A 14,095-nucleotide genomic window follows, 5' to 3' on the forward strand; every position below is an offset into this window, starting at 1 on the left:
GGAGCCATACGGCTCCTTCCTATCAAACAAATATTCGTTTTGTACCGAAAATAATAGCGTTACATAACCCCATTTTCTTTTAAAGCTTCATCTATAGCTGCCTTGTCAAAACCTACAATATATGTCGATCCTATTTGTACAACAGGCACCCCCATCTGTCGGGTTTTCCTAACCATTTCCATGGCTGCTTCCCTGTCCTTGCTTACATCTACATCCACAAAATCCACATTTATACTCTTCAAATAATCCTTAGCTTTTACACACCAAGGACAAGTGGAAGTAGAATAAACCTTTACTATTGCCATAATATCAACTCCTTAACAATTGCTATTTTTGTATTCGCTACTCAAAAAATACCCCTGTACGGTTATTATATGGCAACAGCTACGCCTGTCAAGCATAAAACCCTCAATTATCTTTCGTAAAATGCATGCATTTACGAAATCTTTCACATTTTGGTGTATAATCTAGAATTGTGTGTTAGAATGCTCACAGCTCTATTACTCCAGGGGGGAGATGTGCGGATGACATGCGTTGTTAATGAATCCACAGCGGGAATGCAACAAATTTTGGAAGGGATTATCGAAAAGTACCGGGGGAAACCTGGAAGTACCATAGGAATTTTGTCCGCCATTCAAGAAAAATTCGGTTATCTGCCCGAAGAAGCTATGGATTATGTTTCCCAGTCGTTAAACATCCCTTCAGCTGAAATTTTCGGTGTAGCATCCTTCTATTCCATGTTCCGATTCAAACCGGAAGGCAAATACGTAGTAAGGTTGTGCAGAGGAACCGCGTGCCATGTCCAGGGCTCATGGCTAATTGGGGAGCAGCTGCAAAGGCACCTTGGAATTGAAGAAGGTGGCACCACGGAAGATGGCCTCTTTTCTTTGCACTATGTGGCCTGCCTAGGTTGTTGCAGTCTGGCGCCAGTAATGATGGTAAATGGAACAGTTCACGGCCGCCTTACGCCAGACAAGGCTGTAGAGGTTTTGGAATCGTACAGACTTGAAGGCAAAGAATAAAGTAGGAGGACTAAAAAATGACAAAAACAGTCATTAAAGTAGGAATGGCAAGCTGTGGTATCGCTGCAGGAGCCCGTCCAGTGTATGAATACCTTCAAGAGAAACTGGGCGACAGAGAGGATGTAGAAATAAAGCAGGTAGGATGCATAGGGTTGTGTTTCAGGGAACCTTTGGTAGAAGTAGAAAAAGATGGTTCAAGAATAATCTACGGAGAAGTTGACATCGAATCTCTTGATAAAATAATAGAACAACACGTTCTAAAGGGAACTCCCGTCAAAGAAAAGGCTATTATAAGCGATTCTTTTGAAGCTCCTGAGAACAAGACATTAGATAAACAAGTTCGAATAGTCCTCAGAAACACCGGCATAATTGATCCCACAAAAATTGACGAGTATTTAGAAAGAGAAGGCTATAAAGGGCTCACAAAAGCTTTAGAAATGGCCCCAGACGCCGTTATAGATGAAATTCTGGAAAGCGGATTGAGAGGAAGAGGTGGAGCAGGCTTCCCCACTGGTTTGAAATGGAGGTTTGCCCGCAAGGCAGCTGGCGATGAAAAGTACGTTGTGTGTAATGCTGACGAAGGAGACCCTGGAGCATTCATGGACCGTTCCGTTCTAGAAGGAGATCCTCATTCGGTCATTGAAGGAATGCTGATCTGCGGTTATGCAATAGGAGCCCAGCACGGAATAATCTACTGCAGAGCCGAGTACCCTCTGGCCATCAAGCACCTCAACATTGCAATAGAACAAGCCAGGGAAAGAGGTTTCCTCGGCAAGAATATATTAGGTTCTGGGTTCGACTTCGATATTTACATCAAAGAAGGGGCCGGAGCTTTCGTGTGCGGTGAAGAAACGGCACTCATGGCATCCATCGAAGGCAAAAGAGGTATGCCTAGGCCACGCCCACCATTCCCTGCTAACAAAGGTATCTTTGGCAAGCCAACAAACATAAACAACGTCGAAACGTTAGCAAATGTAGCATGGATTATTCTTCATGGCGCCTCCGAATTTAACAAGTACGGAACAGGTAAAAGCAGAGGCACCAAAGTTTTTGCCCTAGCCGGCAAAATTGTAAAAGGCGGTTTGGTCGAAGTCCCCATGGGAATGCCCCTAAGAGAAGTGATCTTTGATGTTGGCGGAGGAATACCTGGCAGCAAAAAGTTCAAAGCCGTACAGCTAGGAGGGCCTTCAGGGGGGTGTTTGCCAGAATCAGAATTGGACACTCCAGTAGACTACGAATCCATTAATGCCACCGGTGCGATCATGGGATCTGGTGGAATGATAGTCATGGACGAGGATACATGTATAGTCGACGTAGCAAAATTTTTCCTAAGTTTCGTCCAAAATGAATCCTGCGGTAAGTGTCCCTTCTGTCGTATAGGCACGAAAAGAATGCTAGAAATTTTGGAACGCATATGCGACGGTAAAGGAACACCTGAAGACTTGACCCTACTGGAAGATTTGGCCTATAAAGTCAAAGATGGGTCACTTTGCGGCCTGGGGCAGACCGCTCCGAACCCTGTTTTAACTACTCTAAAATATTTCCGCCATGAATATGAGGCTCATGTCAACGACAAGAAATGCCCTGCGAAGGTCTGTACTAATCTTATCCATTACACAATAGATCCAAATACATGTATAGGTTGCACAAAGTGTGCAAGGGTTTGCCCTGTAAACGCCATAGAGGGACAGGTCAAACAACCTCATAAGATAGATGACTCTATTTGTGTTCGTTGCGGGCAATGTAAGTCTGTGTGCCCAGTAAAAGCTATCTCCGTAGAATAAGGAGGAACTAGAAACCATGGAACGTACTGTTTCTGTAACCCTAAATGGAAAATCAGTAAAGGGATACCCTGGACAAAAGATATTGGACCTGTGTGCGGAAAACGGCATTGAGATACCCACTCTTTGCTATGATAAACATCTTTCGCTATATGGAGGATGCTCCATTTGTTTAGTGGAAGTAAAAGGTGCAAGAAGCCTAGTTAGAGCGTGCGCCACTCCAATTCAGGAAGGAATGGAAATAGAAACTCACACAGAACGCGTAAAGGGAGCCAGAAAACTAGCATTGGAATTGCTGCTTTCAGACCACGTAGGAGATTGCCGACCACCATGTCAATTAGCCTGCCCGGCGAGAACCGACGTAAAAAGCTACGTCAATCTTGCAGCGGAAGGCAAACATCGCTCAGCCCTGGATGTGCTCCATCAAAATATCCCCATTCCTGCAAGTATAGGACGAGTCTGCCCTGCCCCATGTCAAGAAAAGTGCAGAAGGCTTTTCGTTGACGAAGAGCCTGTATCAATTAAAGAGATAAAACGCTATATTGGTGATTGGGGATTGGCACAAGGCAACCTAGGAGATATTCCTCAAATACAAGAAAATGGGAAATCGGTAGCCATTGTAGGAGGAGGTCCCGCTGGCTTATCTGCAGCATATTACCTGCGATTAAAAGGCTATAAAGTGACTATTTTTGAGAAGGAAACAAAATTAGGCGGAATGATGCGATACGGCATTCCAGACTACAGGCTTCCACAGGAAGTGCTTGAAAAAGAATGTCAGTGGTTACTCGAACACGGCATAGAAGCTAAAACGAACACAGCTTTGGGCAAAGATATTACCCTGGAAGAATTAAGAAGGCAGTTTGACGCAGTCCTTTTAGCTATGGGATGCTGGAAATCCACCCCAATGCGGGTGCCTGGCGAAGATCTCCCGGGAGTTATAGGTGGTATAGATTTCCTCTATAAGGTCAACAATAAACAAGAAACTGGCATTGGCAAAGAGGTTGCAATTATCGGTGGCGGCAATACTGCTATGGATGCAGCGAGATGCTCTCTGCGCGAGGGTGCCGAAAAGGTTTACGTAGTATACCGTAGGACCAGAGAAGAGATGCCCGCTGAGGACGTAGAAATAGAGGAAGCGATGGAAGAAGGAATAGAATTCATTTTCCTGGCAGCTCCAACTGCCATAGAAGGCAACGGCAGGGTTGAGTCTATAGTATGCGAGAAAATGGCTCTTGGAGCGCCAGACTCTTCTGGAAGAAGAAGACCTATCCCCACAGGTGAAACATTCACATTGAAAGTTGATACTGTCATAGCTGCTATAGGACAAAGAATTGACCTATCTTCACTACCTGAAGACATTCATGACGGAAAGTGGCTCAAAGCTGATGATCACTTCGCCACGCCGTATGAGGGGGTATTTGTATGCGGCGACCAAAAAACAGGCCCCAAAATAGCCGCTGAAGCTATAGCTAGCGGCCATTGGGCAGCAGAATCCATTCACCATTATCTTACTGAAGGCATACCCCACAGGCCCTTCGAGTGCGATGTCGTAAGAGACGATCTGGGTCCAGAAGATTTCCTTGACGTCGAAAAACAGCCACAGGAAAAACCAATTATTATGGAGCCACAAAAGAGACTCTCTAAACCTTATGAAGAATTCAACATGGGCCTTACTGAGGAGCAGGTGAAAATTGACGGCAGCCGATGCATGAAGTGCGGATGCCCAGATATTCACGAATGTAAGTTAAGGGCTTACAGCATCGAGTACGAAGCCTCACCCGACGTGTTCCCGAAAGAACTCTATTCAAGGCCAGACCGCCCAGAAGAAGCGAATACATACTACATAAGAAATATGGATAAGTGTATCCAGTGTGGCGTCTGTGTCAGGACATGTGAAGAAATAGCTAATTGTCATGCTATTGATTTCCAGAAACGCGGCATCCAAACCTTCGTAGGCCCAGGCATTGATCGCACAATAGAACACTCTGATTGCATCTTCTGTGGTCTATGCGTGCAAAACTGCCCCACAGGGGCTTTAGTTGAAAGGACAGCTCACGGCATCTCCAGGCCTTCTACAACAAAACTTGCCAAGACTATATGCACTTACTGTAGCGTAGGCTGCGAGCTCGTAACCCATACGGATCTTTTGACCGGCAAAATAAATAACGTGACCTCTGATCTTGATAGACAAGGCTCCATCAACAAAGGAAAGATATGTGCAAAAGGGCGGTTCGACTGGCAATTTGTCAACAGCCCTGACAGGTTAAAAACGCCTCTTATCAGAAAGAACGGAAGCTTACAAGAGGCATCCTGGACAGAGGCGTTGGAGTTCATATCCAAAAAGCTTACGGCACTCAAAGAACAAAGTGGGCCTGATGCCATTGCCTTCTGTGCCTCAAATCATTGCACAAACGAAGAAAATTATTTGCTCCAGCGCTTTGCCAGAGAAGTCATAGGTACCAATAACGTTGACGTTGTAGACAGTATCTACTACACTCCGGTTCTCAAGGGACTTAAAGAAACTGTAGGTGTCTCCGCCACAACTAGCGACTTTGATTCCTTCAAGAGCGCTGACGTGCTGTTGCTGATTGGCGCTAACCCCACAGATACCCACCCAGTTGTGGACATGTGGATCAAAGAGCACAAAAAAACAAGCTCCATGAAACTTATAACCTGCAACTCTACTCCGACAGGATTGGACAGGTTTGCCGATATTACAGTACAACATAATAAAGGTACTGATGTAGCTCTGCTAAATGGATTAATGCACATCATAGTAAAAGAAAACCTTCACAACAGTGAATATATAGAAAACAATGTAGAGAACTTTAGGGAATTGAAAAAGGTGCTCTCTGACTACTCACCTGCAAAAGTAGCAGCTATTACCGGAATTCCAGAAAACACACTAAGAGAAGTGGCCAAAACTTTTGCATGTGGTCCTAATTCCACCATAATGTTCGGCGATTATCTCTTACAACTCAAGGATGCCGAAAGCGGAGTGAAAGCAATATCCAACCTAGCATTGCTCTGCGGCATGTTAGGAAGGGCAGGAACAGGCATTTACCCATTAGCAAAGGCGAGCAACACTATAGGGGCCTTTGATATGGGCTGTTTGCCTGATTTCTTGCCAGGCTATTTACCAGTTTGCAACGACGCCGAAACTACACGCAGGAAAGTAGAAGGAATATGGAACTCTTCCATACCAACCAATGCCGGCTACAATATATCTGAAATGGTAGAAAAAGCCGCAAAAGGCCAGCTAAAGGCCATGTATGTTATGGGCTCCAACATAGCAAAGAAGCTATCCTGCAAAGAAGCTCTCTCCAACTTGGAGTTGCTTGTGGTACAAGATATATTCCTTAACGAAACAGCGCAAATGGCCGATGTAGTGTTGCCTGCAGCATGCTGGGGTGAAAAAGATGGAACAATAACAAATAATTGCAGAGTTGTTCAAAAAACATCACAAGCTGTCAATCCACCGCAAGACGCAAAACCGGACTGGTGGATATTGACCCAATTAGCTGAAGCTTGTGGCCATTCATGGCCATTTGAAAGCCCAGAATCTATCATGGACGAAATAAGCCGTTTTGCAGATATTTATGGAGGAATAACTTACGACAGATTGGAATCTAAAGGTATCGCATGGCCATGTTGGAACAGGCAACATGAAGGAACGCCTATACTTTTCGCTGATGGCTTCTCCGGCAGGAAAGCGCACTTTGCTCCTTGCGAATGGAAACAAACTGAATAAGGTTAAAAGAGAAGCTCACAAACAAGAGACGGAGGGCCGGAAATTCCAGCCCTCCGTCTCTTGTTATTCATTTAACCTCTCAATTACTATTTAAATTATTCCTCTTCTTCCTCTACCTGGGCTTGAGCAATTATCTTTTTGGCGATGTCATGTGGAACTTCTTCATAGTGTGAAAATTCCATAGTAAAATTACCTCTTCCAGAAGTCATAGACCTCAAAATTATGGCGTAACGGAACATCTCCGCTAGAGGAACCTGAGCCTTAACCACCTGTAAACGTCCTCTACTATCAATACCCATAATTTTTCCTCGGCGACTATTGAAATCACCCATTACGTCTCCCAAATATTCCTCAGGAACTACAACTTCCACGTTCATTATGGGTTCCAACAATACTGGGGAAGCTTCCTTTATACCCTTCTTGAAAGCCATTGAAGCTGCAATCTTAAAGGCCATTTCTGACGAGTCCACTTCATGGTATGAACCAAAGAACAGGATGGCCTTAACGTCAACTGTCGGGTATCCAGCAAGAACTCCCTTTTGCATGGCTTCACGAAGCCCTTTTTCGACAGCCGGTATGTACGATTTGGGAACAGCACCACCTACTATCTTATCTTCAAACTCAAAACCGGTTCCTCTTGGAAGAGGCTGGAACTCAATATGGACATCTCCATACTGTCCCCTACCACCAGACTGTTTTTTATATTTTCCTTGGGCTTTGGAGGACTTTTTAATAGTCTCCCTATATGGCACCTTAGGTGTTTGCGTCTCCAATTCCACTCCATATCTTTCTTTTATCCTGGAGAGCATAATATCTATATGTAAATCTCCCATCCCGGAAATAACACTATCATGCGTTTCTACGTTTTTCTCAAAATGCAGTGTAGGATCCTCCTCCAACAACTTGCTCAAAGCATTAGCTAACTTGTCTTCATCATTCCTGCTCTTAGGTAGAACTGCCACACTATAAACAGGTTTAGGGAATTTTATTGAGGGGAATATTATGTCCGTTCCTTTTTCAGCCAAGGTGTCGCCTACTACTGTACTGTGTAACTTAGGAATAGCCACTATATCTCCCACAATAATTTCCTTTTCGTCTTCCCCATCTTTGCCCTTCATCATCTTGAACGCACTAATACGCTCCTCTTCACCCTTGTTAACATTATATATTGGACGGTCACTGGTAAGCTTTCCTGAAAACACTCTCAAGAAAGATAGCTTTCCTACATACGGGTCAACCATTATTTTGAAACAAAGGGCAGCAAAGGGACCATTTATATCCGGAGAAAGCTCAATTTCCTCTTCGCCTTTCAAGGCTTTACGTGGAGGCATTTCAACAGGAGATGGGAACAATAAAGCGATGGAATCAAGAAGTTGGCTTACTCCTACATTCAACGTACTTGCACCAGGCAACACGGGGAAAAGCTTTCTCTCTCTTATGGCTTTTTTAAGCGCTGGAAGCAATTCATCCAAACCCAGCTCTTCTCCATCCAGATAGCGCATCATAAGCTCATCATCAGCTTCTACTATTCGTTCCAAGAGCTCTTCCCTTACATCTGACGCTTCCTGAGCTAAGTCCTGAGGTATATCCTCTTCTTTGAATTCCTTGCTGCCATCTGCCTTATACATATATGCTTTTTGATTCAATACATCTATTACACCTTTAAAGTTCGCTTCTTTACCTATAGGAATAAACAAGGGAACTGCCTTATCTGACAAATAACGCCTTATGTCATCTAGAGTCCTGGTAAAATCAGAATTATCCCTGTCTAACTTGTTCACAAAGAAGGCAGCTGCCAAACCCATTTCTTCTGCAAAATCCCAAGCTTTTTCTGTTTGGACTTCAACTCCATCGACACCGCTTACTACAATAATCGTTCCATCTGATACCCTCATTGCAGATCTAAGGTCTCCTATGAAATCCGCGTATCCTGGGCAATCTAGAATATAAAACCTTTTGCCAGCATGATCCATAGTTAAAACAGTAGTATTGATGGATATCTGACGCTTTTTTTCTTCAGCCCCAAAATCACTCAAGGTGTTGCCATCTTCTACTTTGCCTAGCCTAGTAGTCACTCCGGCATTGAAGGCCATAGCCTCCACTAATGAAGTTTTTCCAGCCCCGCCATGCCCTGTAAGGGCCAAAGTTCTCGTGTTTTCAGGTAAGCGTCCCGCCATAAAATCCTACCTCCTCCAAAAATTCATAATTATTGTTTTTATGCTTGATGACTTTGACTACATACAGTCAAAAACTACCCATGAAGCTTGCTTCTTAACATCTCCTCTACATTTTGAGGCTTTGCCTGACCTCTTGTCTCACGCATCACCAACCCCATCAAAAATTTAATCTTTTTGCCTTTAGTATCTTTCCCTTCCAATATTTCTTTTACAACATCCTGATTCTGATCAAGTACCTTACTTACTATGCTCTCCAACTTCTCTGCGCTCAATCCCCCTAGCGTTACGCCGGCTTTTTCCATAGCTTCCTCAAGGCCAACCTTATTATCAAGCATTACTAGCCATACATCTTTTGCTGCAGTGTTAGAAATCTTACCCTCATCCAAAAATTTCACGAGCTTTGCAAGGGCCTGCGGATTAATCTCAGGATTATTAAAATCAAATTTACCTTCTTTATTTGACCTTATTACCTCTGTCTTCATCCAATTAACCAGAGGCTTAACTGGTGCTCCACTAGCAAGGACTTCCTCAAAATACTGGGCAAGTTCCCTTTGAGACGTTAAAATTTCTGCCTCTTCCTCACTCATGGAAAACTCAAAAAGATACCTCTCTTTTTTCTCCCAGGGCAACTCCGGTATCGATTTAGCCATTTTTTCTATCAAGTCCTCACTGACTACTAGTAAAGGTAAATCTGGATCAGGGAAATATCTATAATCATGGGCTTCTTCTTTACTTCTGCTTGATACTGTTATTCCTCTAACATCATCCCAATGGCGAGTTTCCTGAATAATGACCCCTCCAGACGATAAAATTTCCATCTGTCTCTTTTGCTCATACTCAAGAGCTCGCTGCAGGGCACGAAGGGAATTCATGTTCTTTACCTCGACCTTTACTCCAAGAGGTTGTCCTTCCTCGTTCATAGATATATTGGCATCTACTCTCATCGAACCAGACTCCATGTCTCCATCAGATACTCCAAGATAGCGCACTAGTTTCCTTAAAGCTAAAACGTATTCTTTTGCCTCTTCAGGGGTGGAAATTTGAGGCTCAGAGACGATCTCTATTAACGGCACACCAGCTCTATTATAATCAACGTACGAGGAGCTAAAACCATGAAGCCTTCCGTCTGATGTAGCATGTACCAACTTACCAGCATCTTCTTCTAAATGTAGTCGAGTGATACCGATAAACTTCTTCCCATCAGCTGTCCTTATAGGTATCTTGCCTCCAAAAGAAATAGGGCGGTCATATTGGCTTATCTGGTATGCTTTAGGTAAATCAGGATAGAAATAATTTTTCCTGTGAAACCTGCTTTCCTTTTGGATATTTCCTCCAATCGCACATGACATCTTCAACGCCAACTCTACTGCTTTCTTATTAAGAACAGGCAACGTCCCAGGAAGGCCTAGACACACAGGACAAACATTACTGTTTGGTTTTGCTCCTATATAGTCCGAGGAACAAGGGCAAAAAAGTTTGCTGTTGGTTTTAAGCTGCACATGTACTTCTAATCCTATAACGGTTACATATTTTCTAGACACCATTATTCACCTCCTGGAGCAAGAGGACAGGCTCCTATTGTCTCTTCTATCTTTGCAGCTGCCTTTAAAATTCTCACCTCATGCCACTTCGGAGCTATAATTTGCATGGCCATCGGCAAACCTGTACTATTGAGCCCCATCCAAACAGATATGCCAGGCAGACCTGCCAGGTTAACAGGGAGGGTAAAGATATCGCTCAAATACATCTGTATAGGATCTCCAACCAGTTCCCCTTTTTTAAAAGGTGGCGTAGGTGTGGAGGGCATTACGATAACATCCACATTCGAGAAAGCTTCCTTAAATTTCTCGCAAACATACTTTCTGGCTTTCAACCCTCGTAAATAATATGCATCATAATAGCCAGAACTAAGAACAAAAGTCCCTATCATTATTCGCCTCTTCACTTCATCCCCGAAGCCTTTGCCCCTGGTCTTAATATATTGGTCTAATAAGTTGTCCGCATCCTCACGTAGGCCGTAACGTACCCCATCGTATCGGGCCAGGTTGGAGCTGGCTTCTGCAGGAGCAATTATATAGTAGCAAGGCAAAGCACATTCCTTGATATCGCCGAGGTTCAAGTCAACGGGTATAGCTCCATTTTCAACCAATATGCCTAAACCCTTTTCCACAGCCTGGGCTAATTCATCATCTAGACCTTCTTCCATAAAATCCCTAACAACACCAACGCGCATACCTTTAATATTGGCATTTAATATAGCTTCTGAATAAGAAGGCCTATTTCCTGTCCAACACGTAGAATCCCTATAATCATGTTTAGCAATAACATCTAGCGCAAGAGCCATATCCTCAACAGTCCTAGTGAATGGCCCTATTTGGTCGAGAGATGACGAAAAAGCTACTAACCCATACCTGCTAACAAGGCCATATGTTGGTTTCATTCCATGAACACCACAAAAGGCTGCAGGCTGCCTTATGGAGCCTCCTGTATCGCTACCAAAGGCTAAAGGCACATAACCTGCAGCGACAGAAGCTGCACTCCCACCTGAACTGCCTCCAGGTACCCTCTCTAAATCCCACGGGTTCGAAGTAGGCCCAAAAGCCGAATGCTCAGTAGAACTTCCCATTGCAAATTCGTCCATGTTACTTTTCCCTATCAAGATAGTCCCTGCTTCCTCCAAATAATCCACGATCCCCGCGTTATAGGGAGATATCCACTTCTTAAGCATCTTGCTCCCACAAGTAGTAGGATACCCTTCTACACAAATATTGTCCTTTAAAACAACAGGGACTCCCAAAAGCGCTTTCTCTTTCCACTGTCCTTTGGCAACTTTCTCATCTATGAGTTCTGCCCTTTTTAGCGCTCTTTCCTCCATAATGGTTATAAGAGCATTCAACTTCTTTTCATTATTCTTTATCTCATCAAAAACTGCCCTTACAACCTCTGTCGCTTTCAATTCCCCTCTTTTCACCAGACCCGCTATTTCTCTTGCTGATAGCTCGCGAACACTCATATTAATTATCCTCCCCTAGAATGCTAGGCACCTCGAAATATCCTTCCTCATTAAAGTTTGCCAATTCATTAAGGGCCATCACGTTGTCCCACCTAGAGACATCATCTCCCCTCATCGGGCAGATCACATCTTCATCTCCCACAAAAGGATCTACGCTCTCCAAAGGAAGATTCCCTAAAAGCTCAAAATAGCCAAGAATTTTATTAAAGTGTTCCTGTAACGAATCCGCTTCATCGGGCGTAATTTCCAACTTAATTAAACCAGCAATCCTCTCTACTTCTTCTTTATTTATCATAACCTACAAACCCCCTTCCGGAGCGTGTTTATCAATCATGCTCCAAAATTCTTCTTCAGTCAAAAGCTTAACTCCAAGGTTCTGAGCTTTTTGAAGTTTGCTGCCTGGATTTTCCCCGACAACGACGAAAGTGGTTCTAGAGCTCACGCTGGAAGTTGCCTTACCTCCTAAAGATTTAACCATCTCCTCTGCCTCATGTCTCTTTGCCCTCTTGAGTTCCCCTGTGAAGACAAAGGTCATGCCCTCCAGTGCTCCGCTCGTCTTTTTCTCCTTTTCCTCCGTCTTCAATTTAAGTCCCGCATTCTTTAACTTTTCTACTAACCTTAGATTATTTTCGTCCCGGAAAAAAGCATATATTGATGATGCTATCCTGTCCCCCACTCCTGGTACCAGTAACAGGGTCTCTTCTTGGGCACTCATAATGGCATCTAGGCTGCCAAAATGAGCTGCTAATTCTTCCGCCACTTTCTCGCCAACATATCTAATACCCAATGCGGAAATCAAATTTTTCAAAGTTCTATTTTTTGAATTCTCTATAGCTCTCAATATAGTTGCAGCTGCCTTACGGCCTACTTTCCTCTCGTTTTTCTCCCCCACTAAAGTCAAATTAGACAAAGTATCTAAATCCAAATTGTATAGGTCAGCGAAATCAAAAACTAGCTTTTTCTCGACAAGTTGCCTTATTATCTTATCCCCTAATCCTTTAATATCCATACCAGCTCTGGAAACAAAATGCTTTAGCCCTTCCAATATTTGGGCGGGACAGGATCTATTAGGGCATCTTATAACTACCTCCCCAGGCAGTTTCACAGTGGGAGATTTACATACAGGACAGGCATCAGGCATCTTAAAGGGTAAAGCACCCTCTGGTCTTTTAGATTTCTCAACCCTTACAACCTCAGGGATGATCTCTCCCGCCTTTCGAACCCATACAAAGTCACCAACCCTAACGTCTTTTCTTTTGATTTCATCTGCATTATGAAGGCTGGCTCGCTGAACAACTGTGCCGCCTATAATAACTGGTTCAAGAATAGCAACAGGCGTAAGAGCACCTGTTCTGCCTACGGAAACTATTATATCCTTTACCTTAGTTAGCTTCTCCTCTGCCGGAAACTTATAGGCTACTGCCCATTTGGGAGCCTTTGCGGTTTTGCCTACTTTTTCCCATAAAGAAAAATCATCTATTTTTACAACCGCCCCATCTATAACGTACGGTAAATCATGCCTTCGTTCTTGCAAGCTCTCAATGTACTCCCAAACATCTTCAAATGACTGGGCTCTAACCTCTTCACCCTGAATCAAAAAACCTGCCTCTTTAAGCCATTGAAGAGCTTCCCACTGACTCTTTAGCTTCAACTTCATAGGATTAACTACTTGATAGGCAAAAAATCCCAATTTTCTTCTGGAAGTAACACGCGGGTCCAATTGCCTTAGGCTTCCAGCAGCAGCATTTCTTGGGTTTGCAAACAGGGGTAGGCCCTCCTCTTCTCTGTTCTCATTGAGCTTCTCAAAGCTCTTCTTGCTCATAAAAACTTCCCCTCTTACCTCAAGAGTTCCATCAACGTTAACCCTAAGCCTTAAAGGGACAGATCTTATAGTCTTCAGGTTCTCACTTACATCCTCTCCTATTATCCCATCCCCTCTGGTCGAACCACCAACAAAAACCCCGTTCTCATATACCAAAGAAACGGCTAAGCCATCTATTTTAGGCTCACAACAATATGAAGGAATTTCCATACCCAAAAGGTTTTCAGCTCGCATGAAAAACTGTCGCAACTCATCCTTGGAAAAGGCGTTTTCAAGGCTGAGCATAGGCACTTCATGGACCACTTTGGAAAATTCCTCACGCGGTCTCCCTCCAACCCTTTGAGTAGGAGAATCCGGTGAAGCGAACTCGGGAAACGATTCCTCCAGCGCTTTGAGTTCCTTCAAAAGACGGTCGTATTCCTCATCTGTTATTTCCGGTTGATCCAAAACATAATATAGATAATTGTGCCGTTCTATTTCTTTTTTAAGTTCTTCTATTCTTTTCTGGGCTAGTTGTCTATCCATGGAA

9 protein-coding genes are annotated in these 14,095 nt (G+C 43.7%); 3 read left to right on the forward strand and 6 right to left on the reverse strand.

Going from position 1 to position 14,095, the window contains the following annotated elements; genetic code table 11:
• Positions 1-59 precede the first annotated feature (59 nt).
• Positions 60-305, reverse strand: a complete 246-nt coding sequence (locus H0Z23_RS01585; RefSeq protein WP_296867154.1) for a glutaredoxin domain-containing protein — start codon at positions 303-305, stop codon at positions 60-62.
• Positions 306-524: 219 nt separating this feature from the next.
• Between H0Z23_RS01585 and nuoE the strand changes: the two genes are divergently transcribed.
• The 3 genes from nuoE to H0Z23_RS01600 are packed head-to-tail and all read left to right on the forward strand — an operon-like array spanning position 525 to position 6,554.
• On the forward strand, positions 525-1,022 hold the full coding sequence (gene nuoE / locus H0Z23_RS01590) for an NADH-quinone oxidoreductase subunit NuoE (protein ID WP_296867156.1): 498 nt from the start codon (positions 525-527) through the stop codon (positions 1,020-1,022).
• A gap of 17 nt (positions 1,023-1,039) precedes the next feature.
• Positions 1,040-2,806, forward strand: a complete 1,767-nt coding sequence (gene nuoF / locus H0Z23_RS01595) for an NADH-quinone oxidoreductase subunit NuoF (protein WP_296867158.1) — start codon at positions 1,040-1,042, stop codon at positions 2,804-2,806.
• A gap of 16 nt (positions 2,807-2,822) precedes the next feature.
• Entirely contained in the window at positions 2,823-6,554 is a 3,732-nt protein-coding gene (locus H0Z23_RS01600) for an FAD-dependent oxidoreductase (protein WP_296867160.1), read from the forward strand.
• Between the two features lie 95 nt (positions 6,555-6,649).
• On the opposite strand, the gene fusA is transcribed toward H0Z23_RS01600, so the two are convergent.
• The 5 genes from fusA to ligA all read right to left on the reverse strand — a co-directional run bounded on the left by fusA (position 6,650) and on the right by ligA (position 14,091).
• Positions 6,650-8,731, reverse strand: a complete 2,082-nt coding sequence (gene fusA, locus H0Z23_RS01605) for an elongation factor G (protein WP_296867162.1) — start codon at positions 8,729-8,731, stop codon at positions 6,650-6,652.
• A gap of 74 nt (positions 8,732-8,805) precedes the next feature.
• The gene (gene gatB / locus H0Z23_RS01610) at positions 8,806-10,275 is read right to left on the reverse strand and encodes an Asp-tRNA(Asn)/Glu-tRNA(Gln) amidotransferase subunit GatB (protein ID WP_366928860.1); all 1,470 of its coding nucleotides are present in this window, start codon (positions 10,273-10,275) and stop codon (positions 8,806-8,808) included.
• Entirely contained in the window at positions 10,275-11,744 is a 1,470-nt protein-coding gene (gene gatA, locus H0Z23_RS01615; RefSeq protein ID WP_296867164.1) for an Asp-tRNA(Asn)/Glu-tRNA(Gln) amidotransferase subunit GatA, read from the reverse strand. Before gatA ends, gatB begins: the two co-directional genes overlap by 1 nt.
• Position 11,745: 1 nt before the next feature.
• Positions 11,746-12,039 carry an Asp-tRNA(Asn)/Glu-tRNA(Gln) amidotransferase subunit GatC gene (gatC, locus tag H0Z23_RS01620; RefSeq protein WP_296867166.1) on the reverse strand — a complete coding sequence of 98 codons (294 nt, stop codon included), beginning with the start codon at positions 12,037-12,039 and terminating at the stop codon, positions 11,746-11,748.
• Between the two features lie 3 nt (positions 12,040-12,042).
• Positions 12,043-14,091 (reverse strand): NAD-dependent DNA ligase LigA, encoded by a 2,049-nt coding sequence (gene ligA, locus H0Z23_RS01625; protein ID WP_296867168.1) that lies wholly within the window; start codon positions 14,089-14,091, stop codon positions 12,043-12,045.
• Positions 14,092-14,095: the final 4 nt, after the last annotated feature.

It is taken from the genome of Thermovirga sp. (assembly GCF_017656375.1).
Taxonomy (GTDB): domain Bacteria; phylum Synergistota; class Synergistia; order Synergistales; family Thermovirgaceae; genus Thermovirga.